Origin of the sequence: Reichenbachiella agarivorans, from assembly GCF_025502585.1 — a bacterium.
Taxonomy (GTDB): Bacteria; Bacteroidota; Bacteroidia; order Cytophagales; family Cyclobacteriaceae; genus Reichenbachiella; species Reichenbachiella agarivorans.
The window spans coordinates 671,024-694,709 of record NZ_CP106679.1 but is presented as its reverse complement, the minus strand read 5'-3'; the positions used below and the strand labels follow the sequence as shown (position 1 = coordinate 694,709).

The window sequence follows — 23,686 nt, the reverse complement described above, 5'->3', positions numbered from 1 at the left end:
TGAATGAAAAAAGAACCTAAAAAAGGGTTATTTAGAAAACTTAATTTAATTACGATCATTGCCGTTTACTTTTTAATACTAGTAGGCGGCATTGTTCGTAGTACGGGTTCTGGCATGGGTTGCCCAGACTGGCCAAAGTGCTTTGGCAACTATGTGCCACCATCCGATGTGAGTGAGCTTCCTGCTGATTATAAAGAGATTTATGTCCAAAAACGGATTCAAAAGAATGAGCGTTTGGCGTCAGTCTTGAACATGATAGGTCTAAGCGAGTTGGCAAAGGAAGTAGTCGAGGGTGAAATGATTCAGACCGAGCAGGAATTTAACTTTACCAAAACCTGGATAGAGTACCTCAATCGTCTCGTTGGCGTATTGATAGGTTTTTTGATCTTGCTCTGTTTTGGTTTTTCTTTTGCTTATTTCAAGGACTATAAGCGAGTGGTTTTTTTATCATTCGCCGCATTGATTTTGGTGGTTTTTCAAGGTTGGACTGGCTCGCTTGTGGTGAGTACTAATTTACTTCCTGGTTTGATCACTTTTCACATGGTATTGGCAATAGCATTGATTGCTTTGTTGATTTACCTGCGTTTTGAAACAAGTAAGCATGAGTACAGCGGAGTGGTCAATTATAAACCATTCAAAGTTCGCAGATTGATTCGTTTCTGCATGTTTTTGTTTTTTGCTCAGGTACTGTTAGGTACTCAAGTCAGAGAAGCTGTGGATTTGATAGCGACTAGGCTGGGGGAGGACAATCGCTGGAATTGGATTGAGAGTTTGGGGATAGTATTTTATATCCATAGATCTTATTCGATTTTACTTCTGTTTGTACATGTTTTTTTGATATACAGATTGAGCAAGAGTGTCAAAAATTTGTCTATTTCAAAATTTTTGGTGTGGAGTCTTGTGTTGTTGGTGATGTTAGAGATTGGGACTGGAGTTGTTTTGTCATATTTCGCACTCCCTTATTTCATCCAACCTGTACATCTGCTGTTGGCTATTGTTATTTTTGGACTGCAGTATTTTTTATATTTAGTAATCACTGAACGGTCAGTTGACTTAATGAAATCAGATGCATAGAGGAGTAAGTAGTCAAGCGGCCACCATAGGTATGAATAAAGTACATTCGTATGTGGAATTGTTGAAACCTAGACTTTCGTTTTTGGTGGCATTTTCATCTGGGTTTGGATATATATTGGCATCACCATCTGCTGTGAACTGGCCAATCTTATTGTTGCTCTCACTGGGAGGTTTTTTGGTTTCTGGGGCTTCGGTTACGATCAATCAAATCATAGAGATTGAATATGATCGTCTGATGGATCGAACGAAAAATAGACCTTTGCCTACTGGTAAAATTACTGTGCAGGAAGCAGTAGTGTTTTCAATATTGGTAGGGGTAGCTGGTCTTAGTTTATTGTATTTTACTACCAACATACTGACCACTGTGCTGTCATTTATCTCGTTTGTGTTGTATAGTTTTGTCTATACACCATTGAAGCGAGTAGGACCGATTGCGGTATTTGTAGGTGCTATACCTGGGGCATTGCCTCCGTTGTTGGGCTGGGTAGCAGCTACTGGTGTGATTAGCCATGAAGCACTGATCATATTTGGAATTCAATTTATCTGGCAGTTCCCACATTTTTGGGCGATTGCATGGGTATCTGACAAGGATTATAAAAAGGCAGGATTCAAACTGCTACCGAATAAGGGCGAAAAGGATTTGAATACGGCGATTAATATCATGGTTTATACCTTGTTTCTATTGCCATTGGGGTTGTTGCCGGCTTATTTTGGAATCACTGGAATCAATTCTGCGATTGTAGCGACGATCTGTGGAGCCGCGTTTTTGGCACAAACCTTTAGTTTGATGAGAGATTACTCTGACAAGGCGGCGCTCAAGATCATGTTTGGTTCATTTTTGTATTTGCCTATTGTGCAAATCGCATTTTTACTAGATAAAATATAGATATGGAATTGGCAGTAAAAGGAAATACAGGCTCTTCATTTAGAATGCATCCACAAAAATTCGCATTGTGGTTGTTTATCGTGTCGGTCGTGATGCTATTCGCAGCATTAACCAGTGCGTATGTAGTGAAGCAGTCAAGTGGTGTTTGGTTAGATTTCGAATTACCTTTTATGTTTGACATTACTACGGGTATAGTCATATTGAGTAGTGTGTTTATGCATATGGCCTACTTGTCTGGCAAGAGAAATGAGATCAAGAAACTTCGAATTTTCTTGTTTTTGACTGTTTTGACAGGGTTGGGCTTTTTAACAGGGCAATTGATTGCATGGCAGGAGTTGGTTGCAGAAGGGGTCTTTTTTGTAGGTAATCCTGCTGGTTCGTTTGTATATGTTCTGTCAGGTGTGCATGGGTTTCACCTAGTGACAGGCGTAATTTTTCTATTAATAGTTGCCTTTTCGGCATTCAAATACAAGGTACATTCAAAGAGCATGGTTCAAATGGAAATGTGTGCAACATATTGGCATTTTTTAGGTGGACTTTGGTTGTATTTATACTTATTTTTGACACTTAATCATTAATTAAAACTAGATAATATCATGGCTGGAACGGCGGTAGTAGTAGATAGCAATGAAAATCTTTGGAACGGAGGAACCGAGCCATTGAAGGTGAGTTATGGAAAACTGATGATGTGGTTTTTCTTGCTGTCTGACGCATTTACATTTTCATCACTTTTGGTGGCGTATGGTCTGATTAGATTTGCACACCCTGCTTTCGATGGTGAACTAGAAAACTATGTTTTCTCTCAAGAATATTGGCCGATCCCAGAGATGGTATTCAATGCCGTACCATTCTTGCATGGCATCCATTTGCCTTTGGTTTTTGTGGGTATCATGACATTTATCTTGATTATGAGTAGTGTGACCATGGTATTGGCCGTGGATGCTGGGCATAGAAATGACAAAGCAGCTGTTGAGAAGTGGATGTTGTGGACGATTCTTGGTGGTTTGACTTTCTTAGGGTGTCAGGCTTGGGAATGGATGCACTTTATCCATGGTACTGAAGAAGGCGGCAAGCTTTTGGATGGATCGTTCTTCCATGGTGCTAATTTGTCATTGAACCAATACGGACCTCCTAATTTCGCAGCATTATTCTTTTTTATTACTGGATTCCATGGATTCCACGTATTCAGTGGTGTGGTATTGAACTTCATCATATTCTATCAAGCGACTGTAGGCAAGCTTGAGCAAAGAGGCACTTATGAGATGGTAGAGAAAGTCGGTTTGTACTGGCACTTTGTAGATTTGGTATGGGTATTTGTATTTACCTTCTTTTACTTGGTATAAAAAAATTGATATAAGACATGGAACACGAAATTAAAGGGTTGGATGTAATTCCGGCAGATAAAGCGAAGATCAAGAAGATATGGATGGTAACTGGCATCCTGTTTTTGACCACTGTAGTTGAGTTTATCATTGCATTTACAATGGATGCAGGAGTGCTCAAAACTTCCATCTTTATTGTATTGACGATCTTCAAGGCATTTTATATCATAGGTGAGTTTATGCACTTGTCTCATGAGCAAAAGGGATTGATTTGGGCGATCATCGCTCCACTCATCTTTGTAGCATGGCTTATTTTGGCTCTATTGATTCAAGGAGAAGCCATTTTTCAAGCGGTATTCGGGGCTTGATTTTATAATAAAACATTGAATACATGCCGTCCTTTACGACGGCATTTTTTTTGATCTATGAAATTATTCAAATCAATTGCCTTAGCGTTGTTGCTGTTTTTGCCAGCGGGAGTTTATTTGTTTTTACAGGGGTTTGGTGAAAACAAATTTGAAATTCCAGTCTACTATCAGACAGGACTAGATACCCTGACTACCTGTGGTCGGATTATGGTTCCTCAGCAATATTATGTAGAGCCCAACGTGGCAATAGATTCATTGATCAAGCGCAAAACTACCCTGTATGATTTTGGCTTGCTGAGCGATGCGCGTTTTAGATCCGAACGCAACAACCTCATGAGTTTTTTGATGAAGTACATGGGAGAGGATAGGATCCAGTTGGTTTCTCTGTATGCACAGGATTCGATTCAGAGGATTGAAGGTTACCCCATGATTCAATACATCCGTGCGGAAGCATCTGTGATAACAGCATTTTCGTCTTGCCAGTTGATCTCGCATATTACCTTGTCTACTGAGGGCATACTTCAACAAATCCCACAATTGGTGTTGGTTGATGAACAAGACAGAATAAGAGGGTATTTCAATCCATCCGATCTAGAGGATATTGATAGGCTAAATACCGAAGTTTATATTTTATTGAATGAATGAAATGAATAATAAGAAAGTTGCCATGATTGTTGTTGCTACCTTGTCGGTAGTAGTTCCCGCTTTGGTCGCAGTATTGATATACTCGCCGTACAAAATATCAGCCGATTATGAGTGGTTAAAAAGTATTCCTAGGTTCAACGCGACCATTAACTCCCTTACAGCAGTGTTGTTGATTTTTGGCGGAGTGATGGCAAAGAGAGGAAACATTGCCTTGCACAAGTTGGCGATGTCTTTATCGCTTTTTTTGGGTGTGTGTTTTTTGTTGGCGTATGTGACTTATCATTCCACAATGGATTCTGTCATTTTTGGGGATGCAAATATGGACGGGGTGCTGAGTGAGGTAGAGGAGAACTCTATTGGAGGGATGCGGACGGCATATCTTACGTTGCTGTTGTCGCATATTATGCTTTCTGCTGTTGTTGTTCCCTTTGTGCTGCTAGCTTTTTATTTTGCGTTGGCTCAAGACTTTGTAAAGCACGTAAAAATCGTGAAATTTACATGGCCGATTTGGCTCTATGTGTCCGTGACTGGCCCTATTGTCTATTGGATGGCTAGTCCGTATTATCCACTTTAATTCTTATATGGACATGAAAAAGATTCTCTTCCTTATCGTCACAATGCTCATCACTAGGAGCAGTGAAGTACTAGCTCAGTGTGCGATGTGCAAGACGACTATTGTCAACAATGTCAGCAATGGCGAGTTGGCATTGGCGGAGGGGTTGAATTTTGGTATCATGTATTTGTTTGTCACACCCTATTTGGCTATTATGATAGTAGGAGCTATCTGGTTTTATAAATACAAGAAACATGGGAAAAATAAGTTCAAGTCAAGCGCTGCTTGAATGCAGGTGCCCGAGATGCAGGGAAGGACACATGTTCAAAACCAAGCTTTTTGAACAGTGGTATGACAGAGAGATGCTCCCGACTTGCGCGGTGTGTCAGCAATCTTTTGAACCAGAGCCAGGTTTTTATTACGGAGCAATGTTTGTGAGCTATGCTTTTTCGGTGGCGATTACTTTCGTTGTAGGCTTTGTACTTTTCAATTTTTTCAATGATCCAGAACTATGGGTGTATATGATCACCTTGTTGGGTGTAGTCGGGCTTGTTTGGCCATTGATGTACCGATATTCCAGAGCTATTTTTCTTCACATATTTGGTGGCATAAGGTTTGATTCCAAATATGCAAAAGAGTAATTCTTTGTGTATTTTGTGAGATAAATCACGTCATCCTATTTTCAGTTCAAAAACCATAAAGCTTATAGCTGCTTTGGCAGCATTCTCGGGATTGATTCTCGCAGGGCTGTTCACCTATTCTCAAAAGGATGAAGCACAAATTGCTGCGGATATTACCAAATCTGTGCAGAAGGCTCTCGTTGAAATCAATCAGGGAGTAAGTCTCATTGAACAAGGAAAGACATCAGAACTCTCAGGTGATCTGGATTACATCCTCTACAATGTGAGAGGTGATGTATTGTACTGGACAGACAATTCTTATATTCCTCCATTCGAGTATTTCCCCTTTCGAACCAGCGAATACATCATCGCCAATGAGCAGGGGGAATTTTTGTATCAGAAGAAACGGATCACACTAGAGGACCAAGAAGTGTATGTGGTCGTGATGATCAGCATTCGAAGAAAATTCAATCAATCCAGTACTTATTTGGAAGATGTCTACAACAGGGACATCATCAGTCACAACGTCAAGATCACGGACGAGTCCAATTCGATTCCGATCAAGTACCTTGATGAAGAGCTTTTCAGCATTGAATGCAGTGGCAATACCTATTACAATACCCAGGTCAATACCATCATCACAGGACTGCTCTTTGTTCTATTTTTGGGTATCCTCATTTCGGGCTTTCAATTTTCCTATTGGATCAATGTGAAGCTGGGATTCCTCTATGGATTTTTTGGTTTGGGTGTATTCTTGTTGGTCATAAGGGCAGTGATGACCATCACAGTGTTGCCGAGTTCCTTTGTCAAATTAAGCATTTTTGAGCAAAGCACTTTTACCTACAATTGGTTCTACGATACTTTGGGTGATAGCCTGATCAATTTTACCATCGTGGCATTGCTACTGGTATATGCTATACTCTATGGACGGAAATTTAGGTTGTCGTTGTCTAAGCGCTTGAATGTTGCCTTGGGGACGGTTCTCTTGTTTTTTAGTTATGGAGCCTTATTTGCCATATTGAATTCAATCAGTTTGCTGCTGGGCAATTCACAGATATCTCTGGATATCGCCGAGACGATGAACTTCACTTTGGAGCGGTTTACTGCATACTTGCTCATCGGTGTACTGTCAGTTATTTTTTTTAGCGTTCACTATTTGGCATATCACTCGTTGTCTTCTCTCAAGTCATCGATTCAGTCGATGAAAAGAACCCATGTGATTTGTGGTTTGCTGTCATTTGTGTTTTTGGCTTGGAACACTAATTTTTTTCTCGCCTTCGGATTAAATGTAGTGTACATTTTAGGACTCTATGTTTTTGATATGCCCCAAAGCCTCAAGGCGCTGAAGTTTGAAAGTATCAATTACTTATTATTTACGGTAGTGATTATTTCTATTGGGGGAGCTTTTGAGATTTATAAATCCTATGAGCGAAATGATCTATATAGGATGCAAAAATTTGCAACCTATCTACAAGTAGATCGAGATGTTGAGGGGGAATATTTGCTATCCAACATCCTCAGTCAAATCAAGCAAGATTTGGTGGTCAATAGCAAGATGCTCAATCCTCAGAGTCAACTAAAGAGCATCGAGAGAAAAATACAGCGTACATATTTGAATACCTATTTCAGTGATTACGAAATCAATATTCACCTCTTTGATAAGAATGGTATCGGGATGTCCAAAAAATACAGAGGCATGTCGATCAACCGGGTCAAGAAGAGGTACAGTGCTCAGGAATTTCAGACCTCCTATGAAAACGTATTTTATGACCGTGAAATGGACATCAACAAACGCAAACGCTACATTTGTTTTACCGAAGTGGAGCGTTATGGTGATGTCAATGGATATGTAGAGATCGAATTGCAACTTAAGAAGTTTTCGTCGCGAAGAGTACTGCCACAGCTTTTGCTCGATCGAAGCATCAAATCTACTACGAGTTATGATTATGCCATGATCACCAATGGTGAGTTCATCTATGTGTCAGGGAATTATTCGTATGAGGCGGATTTTGACATGGAATGGCTCAAAAGGGAGAGTCTCTACAATCGGGGATTGGATCGACACGGTTACCGACATTTTGCAGCATTGGTGGGCGACCAAGTGACCGTGGTGTCTGCACCGCTCTACAATACACGTGATATTGTTTCTAACTTTTCTTTCTTATTTATTTTTCTACTGATGCTGACCAGCATCATAGGAGGAGCACGTTATCTGATCAGTGATCGCAGGACAAGTCTGAATTTTTCTACCAAGATATTGATCTTTACGGGAGGGTCATTTGTGATTCCATTGTTGCTCGTAGCAGCGGCGATCTTGTCATCTACCGACAACTCCTATCGCAAGGAAATCGATAAAACCAACTTGAGAAGTACCCTCTTGCTGGCAGAAAATCTCAACGATAATTTCATCGAATACGAGACAGAAGTGAGTAGCAAAGAGGAGTTTGAAAACAGTGTCGCAGAGTTGGCGACCAATGCCTCGATGGATATCAATGTCTATGACACCAAGGGTAAGTTGATGGCTTCCAGTACACCAGAGATATTTGAATCAGGTATTATCTCAGAATATTTGAATCCACAGGCTTTTGAGGTCTTGGCCAATCAGAAGAAAGATCAGGTAGCCATGGATGAACGCATAGGGTCATTTCTTTACAAAACGATTTACGTAGGGATTAATTCACCCGACGATGGCAGTGTTTTGGGATATTTGGCAGCTCCCTATTTTGGATCAAAAAGTCATTTGGAGAGACAGCAGTTGATCGTCTTTACCAACATCATTATCATTTTTACTTTTGTATTTATGGTGTCTATTGGGATTGCCTATTACGTGATCTCACGTCTGACCAAGCCCATCATGATCATTGCAGATAGGTTGCATGACACAGGATTTGTACAAGCCAATCAGCCCATAGAATGGGAATCGGATGACGAAATAGGCACACTGGTACATGAGTACAACAACATGTTGAGTAAACTAGAAGCTACCAAAGAGGAATTGGCCAGAAACGAAAAAGAAGCCGCTTGGCGAGAAATGGCTAAACAAGTAGCGCACGAGATCAAGAATCCATTGACACCCATGAAACTTACCATCCAGCACCTGCAACGGATTATGAGCAAGGAAGGGAAGGATAAAAAGTCATTGGACATATTGCTGAGTCAGATCGATACACTCGACGAGATTGTGACTTCATTTAGTCACTTTGCCAAAATGCCTACGCCTTTGAAAGAGCCATTTGACATAGGGTATGTATTGGAAAAATCTATCGAATTGCATGTAGACAAACGAATCGAACTAAAGATCGACGATGGAGATCATACTGTATTGGGAGATCAAAAGTTGTTTGGAAGAATATTCAACAATTTGATTCTGAATGCCTTTCAAGCCATGAAAAACAAAGAAAATCCATGGCTGCAGGTGAGATTGAAATCAAAAGATGATAAAATTTTGATTTCGTTCATGGATTATGGTGATGGGATTCCCGAGGATATTCGTGACAAAATTTTTGTCCCTAACTTCAGTACCAAAGATACAGGATCAGGGATCGGGTTGGCAGTTGCCAAACGTGGTATCGAACATGCTGGGGGCAGCATTTGGTTCAACTCCGAAGAAGGAGTCGGAGCGACCTTTTTCATCCAAATGGATAACTTCAATCCCAAATCAGTTCAATAAGCCACGTATTCTGTAATTTTAGTCGTCTGTTCTCTGTTGTAAAGCTATACTAGGCGCTGTTGAAAAAATCACCATTATCATATCTGAGGGACTTGGGTCAGCTGACTTTTCGTAAGAGTACGATCACGAGGATGGGGTATGGTATTTTGTGGATGTTGAGTTGGGTACAACTCCCCGTCTTAGCACAAAGCAACAAAACATGTGTACCAATCAATGGCAGCCAGTACCATTTTGCAGATAGCTTGATTATTGACCCTGCCAGTATAGAGTTGGATCCGCCTGTCACATATAGCATGGATGGAGGGCAGACTGTTTTGACATTTGAGACGAGCTACCAGGGGGAGCTATGCTACCGTAGCTTTCCGATCAATAGGTCCAAAGTGCTGCGACACAAATCCATGGATGTGTACGATTCTACGGTCAGTTTTTATGCTGCCAAACCACCCTCAGCCATGGGCTATCAGAAGGAAGAATTGTTTTCAACACCAGATATATACAAGACGGGTAGCTTGACTAGAGGAGTGTCATTTGGCAATTCCCAAAGTGTCAATGTACTATCTAGTTTCAATTTTCAGATGGAAGGCAAGTTGACGGAGGAGTTGAATATCAGAGCGGATATCACGGATCAAAATGTGCCTTTTCAGCCAGAAGGAAATACCCAACAAGTCAGAGAATTTGACAATGTGACTTTCGAAATCTACAATGAGAATTTGTCAGTCTTGGCTGGGGATGTGGTGCTGCGCAATGGTAACTCATACTTTTTGCGACATTACAAAAATGCACTGGGAGGACAGGCCAAGATAAACTACCGTGTCAATGACAAGCACAAAGCATCAAGTACCCTGGCTATAGCAGCTGCCAAAGGGCAGTTTGCTGATATCACAGTCAAAGCTGAGGAAGGACTCCAAGGCCCCTACCAGTTATCAGGGCCAGACGGTCAGCGTTTTGTGGTCGTATTGGCCAACTCAGAGAGTGTGTATTTGGATGGGCAGTTGCTCAAGCGAGGCTTTAACCATGACTATGTGATTGATTACAATTTGGGAGAGGTTACATTCAACCCGAGTGTGCTGATTACGCAGTTTTCGAGAATTCGGGTGACTTTCGAATATTCTGATCAGAACTATAGCCGATCAATCATCGCAGCACAGCAAGAAATCGAGCTAGGGCGGACGACTGTCCGAGCTGGATACTATCGAGAGAAAGACAACCGCAACAAGCCATTGGCCTTTACCCTGACTGCAGCGGATCAGGAGCAGATGAGTTGGGCTACTGATGACCAATTACCCATTCCTATCCCAGGTGCTGTGGATGCGGCTTATAATCCCGATTTGGTACTCTATGAGCAGCGGGATACTGTAGATATAGACGGCAATCCTCAATCCATCTTTGTGTACTCACGAGACTCCACAGTCACTTTGTATCGTGTGACCTATTCCAATGTTGGGCTCGGCGAGGGGGATTATGCAGTGGTACAAAATGATGTCAACGGCAGAGTGTACGAATGGCTTTCTCCCATCTCGGGTACGCAACAAGGCGAATATGCCGCGGTTCGTTTCGTTCCTGCTCCCAACCAAAAGGAGCTATTGATGCTAGGGGCAGATGTGAAATTGGGCAAACACATGACTTGGTTTACTGAAGCAGCATTTTCCAATCAGGACAAAAACTTGTATTCAGACCTAGACAATGAGGACAACATGGACTGGGCTTTCAAATCGGGATTGAAACTGAGTAAAAAGCCTATTGGATCATCTGGGTATACGCTGTCTGCTACCATGGATTATGAATATGATGGGGGAGACTTTAAGCCCATTGACCGCTACAGGAGCATAGAGTACGACCGCAACTGGAGTTACAATCCTACAGCGGACACTTTTCATACGAGTGACCATATAGCCAATGTGGCATTGTTGGCAGAAAAAAATCAATACAACCTGCTCCGAGCCAATGTATCACATCGACAAAAGGAACATGTGATTGATGGCTATCAGATTGATACAGAGCTAAAGAAAAGTATGGCTGGGTTGAAATTGTCAGGAGGCTACTTTGATTTGGAAAATGAGAGTTGGACAGAAAAATCCAGATGGAAGCGGTGGTACGGCGAAGCATTTTTTGATCCGTTTTTTGTTGTGCCTGGTTATCGTTTTGAATCCGATAGAAATATAATCAGCAACGCCCATACAGATTCATTGCTCAGTACGGCGATGAATTATGCCTCACATCAGCTCTATCTCAGGAGCAATGATACTCTGAAGACCAGGTATAGGGTCGACTATACCTTGCGAGAAGACAACGCCATTGTAGAAGGGGAGCTCTTGCCCTATAGCTTGTCCAAAACAGCTAGGGCACAAGTCACCAGTAGTTTTGCCAAAGGGCAAGACTTGGGAGTCAATTTCACCTACAGGACACTGGCTTATCAGGTAGATTCTTTGGCATTGGAGGATGAAAATTTGATATTAGGAAACCTCAATTATAGAGGGAGTTTCTTCAAGAATCAAATACGAACGGATTTGTCCTACACTACGTCCAGCAGCAGGGAGATTTTGAGAGAATTTATTTACGTCCAGGTTGCTACTGGAGAGGGAACACATACATGGCGTGATTTAAACAAAGATGGAATACAGGATTTGACTGAGTTTTTTGAGGCTATCAATTTTGATGAGAGAAACTACATCAAGGTGTTTGTCCCCACCAGCGAGTTTGTGGATGCGTTCAACACGATTTTTACTTTCAGTCTAAACTTTACCATGCCCAAGTCTTGGCAGGGTGCTTCTGGATTCAAAGGTTGGCTGAGCAAGTTCTCCAACAATTCAAGTATCAATATCAACAAAAAGACTACTGATGATTCGTTTGATTCGAGGTTCAATCCATTCACATTGGAGATCGATGATGTCAATATTGTCTATCTGCGCGATGGTGTACGCAGTACCATGTTTTATAACCGCAGCGGTAAGGGCTTGGGATTGGATGTGACCTATGCATCGAGCAATTCTAAGCAGCTAATCTCACGAGGGATTGAATCGAGACATTCTAAGGATTGGGTATCAAACATCCGCTATCACTTGGGTAGCGAGTGGATGTTGGTATTGGCTTTGGGAGACAAACTCAAACAAAATGCTTCGCAGTTTCAGGAAGACAGGAATTACCTCATCCAAACGCATGAGTTGTCACCAGGCATAGTCTGGCAGCCTAAAAACAATTTTCGTCAAACGCTGACCTATAATTATACGAGCAAGGTCAACCTCCAAGAGGGGACAGACAAAGAAAACTCGTCTCTCAACGGTATCAAATCAGAAACTCGCTGGTCCAATGGTTCCCAAAATGCACTGACAGCCAATTTTGCTTATACGAAGATTGATTTTGATGGTGATATCGATACCGCTGCGGCCTACGAACTGCTCAATGCACTCCAGCCCGGAGACAACTATACTTGGCAACTGAGCTACAGTCAAAAACTGATTGCAGGCCTGCAACTTAGCCTCGGATATGAGGGAAGGAAATCAGCCACCAGTGATGCCATCCACATGGGACGGATGCAAGTAACGGCCCTTTTTTAACCATTCGTTTTGTCTATGATCTGGACAGAAAACCCTTGAAGGGCCTTTCTGTCCTTTGGATCAATGTTGATTTTAATTTTGCCCTTTTTCAGAATTGAACTCAGGTTACGATCAAAACCAATCAATTCAAACGATTTCCCCCGCTGGCGGGGGTAGGGGGTGGATTTTTCGTAAATTGAAGCTACTAAAACCCAACCCAATGCAAAACAACAGTCATTACAACAAGCGGCTTCAGCCATTTGCAAAAACACTAAGATCAGACATGACCAAGGCGGAAGCCTGCATATGGAAATACGTACTCAAAGCAAGGATGATGAAGGGCTATCAATTTAGAAGACAAAGACCTGTACTCGATTACATTGCTGATTTCATGTGCAAAGAACTAAACCTCATCATCGAAATTGATGGCATCACACATTCCTATGAGGGAGTTTATATTAAGGATCAAAGGAGAACACAGGAACTAGGATCCGAAGGTTTTACGGTGTTGAGATATGGAGACGAAGAGGTGCTGCAAAACATAGAACACGTCCGCGAGAGCATCGCTGATTGGATCGAGAAGAATGCACAAGTTCCACCCCCTAGCCCCCGCCAGCGGGGTACAAATTAATAGTGTCCTCTTGTGTATTATGAACCATCTTTCAGAATCGAACTCAGGTTAAATGCCATAAATTCTAATTCAGATAGTTTAAATCAGTGAGGCTCTATCAACTCTCAAAAAGCGTTTATTGCCGAATATTGGGTACTTATCGAGTATCTATTATGGTTCATATAATAAATTATGATGTTCAGTTTAGAATGCGGTACTTCGAATATCACTAATTAATAAACGTTATGACAACTTTAATTACCCTAGTTAAAAATGGCTATAATCTTCCTTGGAGATTGAAGAGGTTAGTGGCGATGATAATTTCTTACTGCACCATGCTTGGCGTGTATTGGTTTGCTTTATAGAAGTTTGGTATAGAGATTATAGGTTTATTATGTTCAGGAGTAGAGGTTACACCCCCAGTGGTTAACCTCTATTCTTTTTTACGGCCCGCATCAATTTGTTGGCGAAAATAAAGTCTTGCAACTCTGTGCAATCACCATCAAATATCGTTTCATTATTGCCCTCCCATAGTTTGTGCCCTTTGTGTAGGAAAATAATGTTATCTCCTATCTCCATGACTGAGTTCATATCATGTGTCACTACGATAGTTGTGATATTGAGTTCTTCGGTGATTTCTTTGATCAAGTTGTCGATCCGGATCGAGGTTTGGGGATCCAATCCAGAGTTGGGTTCATCACAAAATAGATATTTGGAGTGATTGACGATGGCCCTGGCGATACCAACTCTTTTTTTCATGCCTCCACTGATTTCTGACGGCATTTTCTTGTTGACGTCAGTCATACCTACACGGTCCAGACAATAGTTGACGCGCTCCAGCTTTTCTTCTTTGGTCATGTCTGTCAAGACATCGAGAGGAAACATGATGTTTTGCTCCACATTTTTGGAATCAAACAATGCACCTCCCTGAAAGAGCATGCCGATTTCTCTCCTGATATCCGTTTTTAGATCTTTGTCCGCGGAGGTAAAATTTCTCCCATCAAAGAGGACTTCTCCAGAATCTGGCGCGATCAGACCGACCAAGTTTTTGAGTAGGACACTTTTGCCAGTACCACTAGCACCAATGATGAGGTTGGTTTGACCTTGGTTAAATTTGGCAGAGATGTCTTCTAGGATTACCTTTCCGTCAAAGGATTTAGTCAAATGGTTAACTTCTATCATCGTTAGAGCATCAGTTTGGTGAGGAGAAAATCCGCGCAGAGTATGGCTATGCAGCTATTGGTCACAGCAGCAGTACTGGCTATGCCGACCTCCAGTGCCCCGCCGCTGGTGTAGAAACCTTTGTACGCAGAGATGGCCGCTACCAGAAAAGCAAAGACATAAGCCTTGGTCAAGGCAAAGAAGATATTGAACTCTACAAATTCGAATCGGATGCCATAAACGTACTCTGTCGGAGAGATCACTCCAGCGAGTGTACCTGCCAAATAGCCCCCTACCAAAGATAGAAATACAGAAAGGATAACCAACATAGGGTAGGTGATCAACGAGGCTATGATTTTAGGTAATACGAGATAGGATGTAGCATTGATACCCATTACTTCCAAGGCATCGATCTGCTCCGTGATCCGCATTGTGCCGAGTTCACCAGCGATATTGGATCCGACCTTGCCAGCGTACACGATCGCCATGACGGTAGGAGCTAGCTCCAATACGGTCATGTCTCTCACCACCATTGCAATCACATAGGAGGGTATGAAGGGACTGACTAGATTGTAGGCTGTCTGTATGGTCGTCACCGCACCTATAAAGGTGGAGACAATACCTACTAGTACTATGGAGTTAACTCCAATTTTGGTTGATTCTTCGAATGTGAGACGGACATAAGTCATAAATGACTCTCGCCTTGCAAACATAGAAGAAATAAACAGGATGAACTTTCCGAAACTGCGCATGCACTTTGTTTAATTATGTCACCAAAATAATAATTTTAAATCAACTATGTCGGATTATGTGGTCAAGTCTGACGAAAAATCCATTTTGATGACGAACATAAACCTAGGACGCAGTCTTGTCCTTGGTAGTTTGTACATTTTTCTATTTTCTTTGTTGCTATGAGTAGAACTATAGTAGTGACTGGTGGGACGAAGGGAATCGGGAGAGCAATCATTGAGCGCTTTGCTTCAGAGGGGTATCAGGTATTGACCTGTGCAAGGAGTGAGTCAGATCTTAAAAAATTGACAGAAGATATCAAAGAGCGGTTTTCTAATGTGCATATCAAATGGATGCAGGCTGATTTGTCCAAGCGATCAGATGTTGACTCTTTTACTTACTGGGTCAATACCAATTCTAAAAGTATTGATGTATTGATCAATAATACAGGAGCATTCATCCCAGGGCAAATTAGCCAAGAGGAGGATGGTAATTTGGAATTCATGATTCAAACCAACCTGTACAGTGCCTATCATCTGACAAGAGGGTTGGTACCTAGCATGGTCGCCCAATCCAGCGGAGACATCTTCAATATCTGCTCGGTCGCGAGTCTTAAGGCCTATGATAATGGCGGATCATATAGCATTTCCAAATTTGCACTTTACGGTTTTTCCCAAAATTTGAGACACGAACTTAAAGAAAAGGGGATTAGAGTAATCTCCATCTTACCTGGAGCAACATGGACTGCTAGTTGGGAGGGAGTGGATTTGCCAGAGGAGCGCTTTATCAAATCTTCGGATGTGGCAGAATCAATCTGGTCTGCACACCGACTTTCCCATAGCACAGTCATTGAAGATATAGTGATCAGACCTCAATTAGGAGATATTTGATTGAAACATCTCATAAGAACATGGATACTATTCTTATGAGATGTTAAATTGATTCTATTTGTCCAAACTTTGACTAATCATAAAGTCTAAGTAGCGTTTGTGAGCTAGAGTAGAAAGATCAGTAGAGTTCATGGTCATTTTTCTGATACTTTGCAGATTGTAAAGAGCCATGGACTTGGCAGCAGAGATATAATCACTTTTATCATCCACTATATTGATCAGTCTTTTGGTGTACTCAATCTGTAAGTTTTGTCTAGTCGTGTTGATGGAGTTGTTCTTTTCTATACCAAACATTATTTGGTTCAAGTCATTCATATAACTTGATAGGCTATACGTGTTGCCATATAGGTAGCTGTCACTCAATCTTTGCAGTGTGTTTTTGTGCATGATTTGATTCAAAATACCTTTCTGAATATTCAGAATGTCTTCTTGTATTTTTGGATCTTCAGTTGTTCCATACAGATTGAATCCTCGCCTCTGCGTCGCTAGATAATTATACAATTCATTTGGAGCACTGAAAGCATCTGGAGAAAAGGCATATTTATTGAGTGCATTGAGTGCTCTCTTTTGCTCTGCTGCTGCTACTGGGGTGTAAGGTTTAGCAGCTTTTTTTTGTCCAGCCATGGATCTGTCCACATAGACACCACCTATGAATCTTGAAATATTAGCACACATGTTGCTCTGGGCTCTCATGAGAATTCCAAAATTTTGTTTTAGTTCTTCATAGGATTCTCCAGGTGTACTAAACTTTTCTTTAAGTAGTCCCATGGTTGTCATTGAGATTTCTATGCTGTTGATTGCATATCCGATAACGTCATTAGATAAATCTCCGACCATTACTCTTGGGTCAATACCCACTCCAGGCGCTCGCATATCATCTGCATCATTTCCAAATATCAGGTCTGGTTCTGTCGAACGTCCCAATATCTGATCTAAACTAGTAGGACTACCATCATAATGATAGCCGTAAGTAATTGCCCAAATGTCGTAGGGGCCTACTGTTGTAGAATAATATTGACCTTGTTTTGCTCTATCCTTGGTGAGGTTGATAGCTGTATAATCCATGACAGAGCCAGTCAAACATTGGTTTTTGATCAATTCTTTATTTGCCAATTCATCAGGAGTAAATCTTTGACTGGCTTTCATGTTGTGATTGAGTCCCAAGGTGTGACCTACTTCGTGCATGACAAGTTCTTTCATTGCTTCTCTTTTTAGCCCTTCCATCTCTAAGTCAGACGCACCAGTAGCTTTGAGCGTGCTCAATCCAAACATAGTATTGGTTTGAAAATGATGTCCTGCGCTACATATCATGTGGCCATTAGGTATGTCTTGCTCATAGAGTTTGGAATATTTGACACGATTGGTATGATATACATATTCTAGCATGATATCCGCACCCAAAATTTGACCTGTTCGTGGATTGACAAAACTTGGTCCGTATCCACCAAAGGGAGGTTCGGGAGAGGATGTCCATCTCAATACGTTGTAATTGATATCCCCAGCATCCCATTGTGCATCGTCTGGTTGTATCTTCACTACTATGGCGTCCTTAAAGCCAGCTGCTTCAAAGGCTTTGTTCCATTCTAAAACAGCCTCTTTAATGGTTTCTCTAAATTCCATAGGTGTACTATTTTCGATCCACCAAGTAATAGGTGTGACAGGCTTTGAGACAGACATTGTACTGTCAGATTTTTGTAAATCCCATCTGTGAATTAGATCTCTGTAGGTAATAGCATCCGTGCTAGTCATGTCATCTACCTTGGTTGTAAAGTAACCCACCCGTGGATCATCATACCTAGGCGTATATGTATTGTCAGGTATTTTCAACAACGAGTGTTGTACTTTGATACTAATATTTCTAGAGTCTGCGAGTGCATTAGAAGTATTGAGGTTAGTTTTTTTATTTTCAAATACATACTCTACGATTACATCTGTATTGTCTGGATAGTTTTTGATAGATTGAATTTTGGTTTTGCTGTCGCTCAATGTACCTAGTTTGAACGACTTTGGTTCTTCCCTAAATTGAGTGAAGTCAACAATGCCTAAAATTTCTTTGAGAAACAAAGGGTCAGATTTTATGAGATAGCCACCTTCTTTTTCATTTCCTCCCAATATCTCACCTGAGAATAGTATGCTTTGGCTGATATTGGCATCTTGGGATTTGCTTAGTGCATTATTAGGATCGAAATAAAAGGAAGTATTCAAGGAAACGATTTCAATCTTGTTAAAATGTTTGTTGATTTTAATGATTTTAGAATCAAGAAACTCACCTCTAAATGTTGAGACGGATACTTCACCATTTTCAATGTAGTACCAATGGATGAATTCTTCTCCTATTTGGTCTGTTTTGATCAACATTTTTGTTTCCCCAGAGACCGTATCTTGGTAAAACTCAAAGAGACCTGCCAATTTTTGATGACCATTGATCAGTTCTGAAATTGTTTTTGTATCTTTTTTAGTCTCTTCTTGTTTTTTCCCTTTCTTTTTTTGGGCTTGAGTAGGACAAATACTGAGCGTAGCAATCGATAGTATGACCAGAATCAGTGTAATTATTTTTTTCATATTGTGGAGTTGTTATTTTAAACTAAAATAGCAGATTGTGAACAAATACTTCAAGAAGTATCTGTGTAATAGCTGTTTGACAGGATGAACGGTAATTAAACTACACATTGTCAAGGAATGCACTCAATAATTTCAACAAGCTCGTTATTTTTGTCTACTCATATAATCGTAAGATTTTGGACACAAAAAAATATTGCAATTCGCTGACCGAGTATTCTCGGAGACAAGCCATCAAAGTGAATATTGGTCAAGTACCTCTGGGTGCTGAATACCCTATCCGTGTTCAATCCATGACCACTGTTGATACCATGGATACGCAGGGTTCGGTGGAGCAAACCATCCGAATGGTAGATTCTGGTTGTGAGTACGTAAGGATCACTGCGCCCAGTATCAAGGAAGCGCAGAACCTAGAGCTGATACGAAACGAATTGCGAGCCAAGAATATTGATGTTCCTTTGGTGGCGGACATCCATTTTACACCCAACGCAGCTGAATTGGCCGCAAGAATCGTAGAAAAGGTACGTGTCAATCCTGGCAACTATGCCGACAAAAAGAAATTTGAAGAGATAGAATATACGGACGAATCCTACGAGGCTGAATTGTTACGCATCCGCGAAAAATTTATACCGTTGGTGGAGATCTGCAAGGAGCATGGCACGGCAATGCGAATCGGAACCAATCACGGTTCTTTGTCGGACAGGATTTTGAGTCGGTTTGGAGATACGCCGCTAGGCATGGTAGAGTCTGCGCTGGAATTCCTCAGAATTTGTGATGATTTAGATTACCATGACATAGTGCTATCCATGAAGGCCAGCAATACACGCGTGATGGTGCAGGCGTATCGTTTGCTTGTGCACAAGCTGGATGAGGAAGGCTTGAAGCCATACCCCTTGCATTTAGGTGTGACAGAGGCAGGTGATGGAGAAGACGGCCGAATCAAATCTGCCGTTGGTATTGGAGCTTTGTTAGAGGATGGATTGGGCGATACGGTAAGAGTTTCATTGACAGAGGAACCAGAGTTCGAAGCGCCCGTAGCGCAATCTCTCATCAACCGATATACTAATAGATCAGGTCATGCTGTCATAGCATCTTTGGAGCAATCCCCTGTTGATCCCTTCACTTACGAAAGAAGGAAAACTACAGAGGTACTTAATTTCGGAGATCAAAATGTACCGAGAGTGGTAGCGGATTTTGCTGCCAATCCTGTCACTCAAATGTCAGATTTGAAACCTATTGGTCACTATTATCTTCCAGAGTTGGACAAGTGGAAAATGGGAGATACTGGTGCAGATTATATTTATTCTGGGGCCAATCCAGTCCCATTCATGTTACCCAATGGTTTGAGAGAAATCTTGGATTATGCTACATGGAAGGAATTGGACTCTAAAGAGAACAAGTACCCCGTGCTGAACTTGGATCAATTGTCAGAATGGAAGGGTGAAGAAGTATTTGTACGAGTAGATGCAGCAGATTTGTCCGCAGCAAAACAACTCTCTGACAAAGAAAAGGTGGTCGTTTTGCTCCACACAGAGAATGCCCATGCGATGGCAGCCTTGCGTCGATTTATTTTTGAATTGATGATCCAAAAGGTGGATTTGCCAGTCGTGCTAGAAAGAAAAATTACCGAGACTGATCATACGGAGTTTCAGTTGGCATCAGCGACGGATATTGGCGGATTGCTGGTGGATGGATTGGGTGATGGTGTGATGCTGTCTGGTCACGGTAACAAAAAAGCAGAAAACGACACGGCATTTGGAATACTGCAAGCAGCGAGAACTCGGATGACCAAAACAGAGTATATATCTTGTCCTTCCTGCGGCAGAACTTTGTTTGACCTCCAAGAAACTACCGCTAAGATTCGTAAGCGAACAGATCATCTCAAAGGAGTGAAAATTGGTATCATGGGCTGCATCGTCAATGGGCCTGGAGAGATGGCTGATGCGGACTATGGATATGTCGGCTCTGGCAAAGGAAAAATCACCCTCTACAGAGGACAAACGGTGGTCAAAAGAGCCGTTCCATCCGAGAGGGCGGTAGATGAATTGATAGAGATCATCAGAGAAGATGAGAACTGGGTAGAACCAGAAACAGTAGAAACCATGGAACTATGACTGAGCAAAAAAAGAGCAAAGGGGGATTGAAAGAATTTTTCGATTTGAGTGAAGTGTTTGGTTACTATTTCAAGAAGAAAGATTCTGATAACAAACCAGATTTTAATTTGAAAGCGATGCATTTCATTAACAAATTCTCCATCATCGTTTTTTTGTTGGCGATCATATATTTTGTGAGTAAAAAAGTCTTCTTTTAAGATGAATATCGAAGAGTTCAGAGACTATTGTTTGGCCAAACCTGGTGTAACCGAAAGCTTTCCTTTTGATGAATCTACATTGGTTTTCAAAGTCATGGAAAAGGTCTTTGCTCTGACAAATGTGGATAATTTCGTTTCCATCAATCTGAAGTGTGATCCAGCATGGGCAGTGGAGCTTCGCGATCAATATGAGAGCGTTCGCCCGGGTTTTCATATGAACAAAAAACACTGGAATACGGTCTTTGTTGATATGGATTCGTCTGATCAACAGGTGCTTAAAATGACAGATCATTCCTATCAGCTCATCGTAGACAAGCTTCCCAAAAGGCTCAAAGAGGAATTGGCCAATTTGTAATCATTCGCATGCTCCTTGCATTATTCAGAGACTGAATATGAATATTTCATTTGGAGACTTGCTTGGGGTTACATTAATATGATCATAAATTGCTTAAATAGGGAAATATTGTACAATTTTGGTGGTTAGTGTTATTGATTCCAGCCAAACCCGTGTACTGAATAAAATTTGTGAGGAAGGCCTTATTTCCTATATTGATCGTGATGTGTGTTGTTTTTTGCTCATGCAAAGACAATGTCGTATGCCCTGCATTTCAGAGCACATACATCCTCAATGACTCCATGAGGATGGCTAGGTATTCCATGTTTTTGAACGACAGTACACCCAAAATGGCCGTAGCTTCCAACAGAAGCAAGTATGGGGTCAATAAAAAATCTACATTATTCAAAAAGAACTACGACTTGATGACCGCTCCAAAAGTCAATGTACTGGGAGAGCCTAAAAAGGATCCATTGTATGCCGATGATGTGGTTGAAGAAGAGTTCTTGGCAAGTGATTTCGTGGATCAAGATACAGTAGGAGTAGACTCATTGTCTGCAGCGCCATTGTTGGCAGCCAAAAAAACAGATGTCGTGCGCTACAAGTACCGCTACAATGTCAAGAATCCGTATAACCAGGAACAGGAATATTACAACAAATACTACGGTGAGCTGTTCATAGATACCAGACCTACACGTGAGGAATTGGCAGCCAAAGCAGAGGCTCAGGTGGAAAATGACACAACCTCTGAATCTGGAAATGGAAAATGGGGTTTATTCAAGAAGAAAAAGGATGAAACGGTAACTGATGATACCGACGAGACTGAAGTAGACACCGAGACTTTGAATAATGCCATCGAATCTGAAGAAATTTCGGAAGAACCTGAAGAAGAAATCATCGATACAGAAGAAGAGTAGTGCCATCTGATGTCATCAATCTCTCTTTTAACCTTTATATTTCCTGTCGGAGTTGATTGATGTGAATCAAAGGGTAGGTCGTAAGTAGATGATGTGTTAGAGCCTAAGGTGATCAGACTTATAATTTTCAACTTTGTAACTTTTAACTCCTATTCAATCTATTTCTATGATGAATCAATCACCATTGGCGGAGCGTTTGAGACCTGTAGTCCTAGAAGATCTCGTGGGTCAAGATCACCTCAAAGGGATCTTGAAGCGGGCGGTTCAGTCGGGTGTAGTGCCGTCTATGATCCTATGGGGTCCTCCGGGTGTCGGCAAGACAACGATCGCCAACATCATTGCCAATAGTGCCAAGATGCCATTTTTTGCTTTGAGTGCCATCAATGCAGGTGTCAAGGATATCAGAGAAGTGATCACCAAAGCCAAGTTCGGGTCTAAGTCCATTCTATTCATAGACGAAATCCATCGTTTCAACAAGTCGCAGCAGGATGCATTGCTCGCAGCTGTGGAAAAAGGCCAAATCACCTTGATAGGTGCGACTACCGAAAATCCAAGCTTTGAAGTCAATGCTGCTCTCTTGTCGAGATGTCAAACCTATACTTTGAACGCCCTGGGAAAGGACGAACTGCTGGCCTTGATAGATAAGGCTTTGAAGCATGACGAAGTTTTATCCAAGCAAAAAATTAGTATCGAGGAAGAACAAGCCCTACTCAGGTTGTCTGGTGGCGATGGTAGGAAATTACTCAACCTGCTGGAGATTGTTGTGGAGTCCATTGCGGAGGAAGAGAAGAAAGTCACCAATGATTTGGTCATTGAGATCGCACAGAAGAAGGCTGCCATCTATGACAAGAGCGGAGAGATGCACTATGACATCATTTCGGCTTTTATCAAATCCATCAGAGGCAGTGATCCCAATGCGGCGGTTTATTACCTCGCGCGGATGATAGAGGGGGGTGAGGATGTCAAATTCATCGCAAGGAGACTGTTGATTTTGGCATCCGAAGACATTGGCAATGCCAACCCCACCGCACTGGTGATTGCCAACAATGCTTTTCAGGCGGTGAATGTCATCGGCTATCCAGAGGCACGGATCATTCTCTCTCAATGCGTGACCTATCTGGCATGCTCTGCCAAGAGCAATGCAGCCTACATGGCGATCAATCATGCACAGCAGCTTGTACAAAAAACAGGAGATTTGTCCATCCCCTTAGATATCAGGAACGCACCTACCAGTTTGATGAAAGATTTGGGCTATGGGAAAGGCTATCAATATGCCCACGATCACAAAGGCAATTTCGTAGAGCATGAATTCTTGCCCAGCGAAATCAAAGGTACGACACTCTACAATCCGGGAAACAATCCCCGAGAGGAAGAAATGAGGAAGAAACTGCGCTCGCAGTGGAAGAGTAAGTATGGATATTAGGGAGAAGATATTTAGAAGCAAGAGCTAAGAGTTAAGAAAAAATGTTTGTTGTCTTGAGTCTTTTATGGATAGAGAGACATG

General features: G+C 41.6%; 22 protein-coding genes. 18 read left to right on the top strand and 4 right to left on the bottom strand.

Annotation, left to right across the window (positions count from 1 at the left end):
• The first annotated feature begins 3 nt into the window (after positions 1–3).
• From N6H18_RS02785 to N6H18_RS02735, 11 genes are all read left to right on the top strand, one after another.
• Positions 4–1,074, top strand: a complete 1,071-nt coding sequence (locus N6H18_RS02785; protein ID WP_262310314.1) for a COX15/CtaA family protein — start codon at positions 4–6, stop codon at positions 1,072–1,074.
• Positions 1,067–1,960 carry a heme o synthase gene (gene cyoE, locus N6H18_RS02780; protein ID WP_262310313.1) on the top strand — a complete coding sequence of 298 codons (894 nt, stop codon included), beginning with the start codon at positions 1,067–1,069 and terminating at the stop codon, positions 1,958–1,960. Before N6H18_RS02785 ends, cyoE begins: the two co-directional genes overlap by 8 nt.
• Positions 1,957–2,538: a cytochrome c oxidase subunit 3 gene (locus N6H18_RS02775; protein WP_407692838.1), complete on the top strand. Its 582-nt coding sequence runs from the start codon at positions 1,957–1,959 to the stop codon at positions 2,536–2,538. Before cyoE ends, N6H18_RS02775 begins: the two co-directional genes overlap by 4 nt.
• Before the next feature lie 18 nt (positions 2,539–2,556).
• Positions 2,557–3,303: a cytochrome c oxidase subunit 3 gene (locus tag N6H18_RS02770; RefSeq protein ID WP_262310311.1), complete on the top strand. Its 747-nt coding sequence runs from the start codon at positions 2,557–2,559 to the stop codon at positions 3,301–3,303.
• 17 nt (positions 3,304–3,320) lie between these two features.
• Positions 3,321–3,650 (top strand): cytochrome C oxidase subunit IV family protein, encoded by a 330-nt coding sequence (locus N6H18_RS02765; protein ID WP_262310310.1) that lies wholly within the window; start codon positions 3,321–3,323, stop codon positions 3,648–3,650.
• Between the two features lie 57 nt (positions 3,651–3,707).
• Positions 3,708–4,295, top strand: coding sequence for a hypothetical protein (locus tag N6H18_RS02760; RefSeq protein WP_262310309.1), 588 nt, complete (start codon positions 3,708–3,710; stop codon positions 4,293–4,295).
• Position 4,296: 1 nt separating this feature from the next.
• Positions 4,297–4,869 carry a DUF420 domain-containing protein gene (locus N6H18_RS02755; protein WP_262310308.1) on the top strand — a complete coding sequence of 191 codons (573 nt, stop codon included), beginning with the start codon at positions 4,297–4,299 and terminating at the stop codon, positions 4,867–4,869.
• Between the two features lie 13 nt (positions 4,870–4,882).
• On the top strand, positions 4,883–5,137 hold the full coding sequence (locus tag N6H18_RS02750; protein ID WP_262310307.1) for a hypothetical protein: 255 nt from the start codon (positions 4,883–4,885) through the stop codon (positions 5,135–5,137).
• Between the two features lie 31 nt (positions 5,138–5,168).
• Complete coding sequence (locus tag N6H18_RS02745; RefSeq protein ID WP_262310306.1) at positions 5,169–5,489, top strand: DUF983 domain-containing protein; 321 nt, start codon at positions 5,169–5,171, stop codon at positions 5,487–5,489.
• 73 nt (positions 5,490–5,562) lie between these two features.
• The gene (locus N6H18_RS02740; protein ID WP_262310305.1) at positions 5,563–9,138 is read left to right on the top strand and encodes a sensor histidine kinase; all 3,576 of its coding nucleotides are present in this window, start codon (positions 5,563–5,565) and stop codon (positions 9,136–9,138) included.
• A 59-nt stretch (positions 9,139–9,197) separates the two neighbouring features.
• A complete protein-coding gene (locus N6H18_RS02735) occupies positions 9,198–12,692 on the top strand; it encodes a hypothetical protein (protein WP_262310304.1) in 3,495 nt (1,164 codons plus the stop codon).
• Here the strand turns inward: N6H18_RS02735 and N6H18_RS02730 are convergent.
• Positions 12,689–12,931 (bottom strand): hypothetical protein, encoded by a 243-nt coding sequence (locus N6H18_RS02730; protein WP_262310303.1) that lies wholly within the window; start codon positions 12,929–12,931, stop codon positions 12,689–12,691. The two genes, N6H18_RS02735 and N6H18_RS02730, sit on opposite strands and share 4 nt — an antisense overlap.
• A 23-nt stretch (positions 12,932–12,954) precedes the next feature.
• Here N6H18_RS02730 and N6H18_RS02725 point away from each other — a divergent pair, with 23 nt between their 5' ends.
• A complete protein-coding gene (locus N6H18_RS02725) occupies positions 12,955–13,302 on the top strand; it encodes an endonuclease domain-containing protein (RefSeq protein WP_262310302.1) in 348 nt (115 codons plus the stop codon).
• A gap of 405 nt (positions 13,303–13,707) precedes the next feature.
• Here N6H18_RS02725 and N6H18_RS02720 read toward each other — a convergent pair whose 3' ends face one another.
• Together N6H18_RS02720 and N6H18_RS02715 are read right to left on the bottom strand one after the other, a co-directional pair.
• Positions 13,708–14,463 (bottom strand): ABC transporter ATP-binding protein, encoded by a 756-nt coding sequence (locus N6H18_RS02720; protein ID WP_262310301.1) that lies wholly within the window; start codon positions 14,461–14,463, stop codon positions 13,708–13,710.
• A 2-nt stretch (positions 14,464–14,465) separates the two neighbouring features.
• Positions 14,466–15,194, bottom strand: a complete 729-nt coding sequence (locus N6H18_RS02715; RefSeq protein WP_262310300.1) for an MlaE family ABC transporter permease — start codon at positions 15,192–15,194, stop codon at positions 14,466–14,468.
• A gap of 159 nt (positions 15,195–15,353) precedes the next feature.
• Between N6H18_RS02715 and N6H18_RS02710 the strand changes: the two genes are divergently transcribed.
• Positions 15,354–16,061 carry an SDR family oxidoreductase gene (locus N6H18_RS02710; RefSeq protein WP_262310299.1) on the top strand — a complete coding sequence of 236 codons (708 nt, stop codon included), beginning with the start codon at positions 15,354–15,356 and terminating at the stop codon, positions 16,059–16,061.
• Positions 16,062–16,115: 54 nt separating this feature from the next.
• On the opposite strand, the gene N6H18_RS02705 is transcribed toward N6H18_RS02710, so the two are convergent.
• On the bottom strand, positions 16,116–18,623 hold the full coding sequence (locus tag N6H18_RS02705; protein ID WP_262310298.1) for a zinc-dependent metalloprotease: 2,508 nt from the start codon (positions 18,621–18,623) through the stop codon (positions 16,116–16,118).
• 176 nt (positions 18,624–18,799) lie between these two features.
• On the opposite strand from N6H18_RS02705, the gene ispG reads away from it, so the two are divergent.
• From ispG to N6H18_RS02680, 5 genes are all read left to right on the top strand, one after another.
• Positions 18,800–20,734, top strand: coding sequence for a (E)-4-hydroxy-3-methylbut-2-enyl-diphosphate synthase (gene ispG / locus N6H18_RS02700; RefSeq protein WP_262310297.1), 1,935 nt, complete (start codon positions 18,800–18,802; stop codon positions 20,732–20,734).
• On the top strand, positions 20,731–20,931 hold the full coding sequence (locus N6H18_RS02695; protein WP_262310296.1) for a DUF6728 family protein: 201 nt from the start codon (positions 20,731–20,733) through the stop codon (positions 20,929–20,931). The genes ispG and N6H18_RS02695 overlap by 4 nt, the downstream gene beginning before the upstream one ends.
• A gap of 1 nt (position 20,932) precedes the next feature.
• Positions 20,933–21,286: an MmcQ/YjbR family DNA-binding protein gene (locus N6H18_RS02690; protein WP_262310295.1), complete on the top strand. Its 354-nt coding sequence runs from the start codon at positions 20,933–20,935 to the stop codon at positions 21,284–21,286.
• 170 nt (positions 21,287–21,456) lie between these two features.
• Complete coding sequence (locus N6H18_RS02685) at positions 21,457–22,182, top strand: hypothetical protein (RefSeq protein WP_262310294.1); 726 nt, start codon at positions 21,457–21,459, stop codon at positions 22,180–22,182.
• Positions 22,183–22,351: 169 nt separating this feature from the next.
• On the top strand, positions 22,352–23,605 hold the full coding sequence (locus N6H18_RS02680) for a replication-associated recombination protein A (protein WP_262311576.1): 1,254 nt from the start codon (positions 22,352–22,354) through the stop codon (positions 23,603–23,605).
• The last annotated feature ends 81 nt before the right edge of the window (positions 23,606–23,686 follow it).

Coding starts and splice junctions, on each gene's coding strand:
- N6H18_RS02785 (WP_262310314.1), top strand. CDS start 4: ATGAAAAAAGAACCTAAAAAAGGGTTATTTAGAAAACTTAATTTAATT.
- cyoE (WP_262310313.1), top strand. CDS start 1,067: ATGCATAGAGGAGTAAGTAGTCAAGCGGCCACCATAGGTATGAATAAA.
- N6H18_RS02770 (WP_262310311.1), top strand. CDS start 2,557: ATGGCTGGAACGGCGGTAGTAGTAGATAGCAATGAAAATCTTTGGAAC.
- N6H18_RS02765 (WP_262310310.1), top strand. CDS start 3,321: ATGGAACACGAAATTAAAGGGTTGGATGTAATTCCGGCAGATAAAGCG.
- N6H18_RS02760 (WP_262310309.1), top strand. CDS start 3,708: ATGAAATTATTCAAATCAATTGCCTTAGCGTTGTTGCTGTTTTTGCCA.
- N6H18_RS02755 (WP_262310308.1), top strand. CDS start 4,297: ATGAATAATAAGAAAGTTGCCATGATTGTTGTTGCTACCTTGTCGGTA.
- N6H18_RS02750 (WP_262310307.1), top strand. CDS start 4,883: ATGAAAAAGATTCTCTTCCTTATCGTCACAATGCTCATCACTAGGAGC.
- N6H18_RS02745 (WP_262310306.1), top strand. CDS start 5,169: ATGTTCAAAACCAAGCTTTTTGAACAGTGGTATGACAGAGAGATGCTC.
- N6H18_RS02730 (WP_262310303.1), bottom strand. CDS start 12,931: ATGGCTGAAGCCGCTTGTTGTAATGACTGTTGTTTTGCATTGGGTTGG.
- N6H18_RS02725 (WP_262310302.1), top strand. CDS start 12,955: ATGACCAAGGCGGAAGCCTGCATATGGAAATACGTACTCAAAGCAAGG.
- N6H18_RS02720 (WP_262310301.1), bottom strand. CDS start 14,463: ATGATAGAAGTTAACCATTTGACTAAATCCTTTGACGGAAAGGTAATC.
- N6H18_RS02715 (WP_262310300.1), bottom strand. CDS start 15,194: ATGCGCAGTTTCGGAAAGTTCATCCTGTTTATTTCTTCTATGTTTGCA.
- N6H18_RS02710 (WP_262310299.1), top strand. CDS start 15,354: ATGAGTAGAACTATAGTAGTGACTGGTGGGACGAAGGGAATCGGGAGA.
- N6H18_RS02705 (WP_262310298.1), bottom strand. CDS start 18,623: ATGAAAAAAATAATTACACTGATTCTGGTCATACTATCGATTGCTACG.
- N6H18_RS02695 (WP_262310296.1), top strand. CDS start 20,731: ATGACTGAGCAAAAAAAGAGCAAAGGGGGATTGAAAGAATTTTTCGAT.
- N6H18_RS02690 (WP_262310295.1), top strand. CDS start 20,933: ATGAATATCGAAGAGTTCAGAGACTATTGTTTGGCCAAACCTGGTGTA.
- N6H18_RS02680 (WP_262311576.1), top strand. CDS start 22,352: ATGAATCAATCACCATTGGCGGAGCGTTTGAGACCTGTAGTCCTAGAA.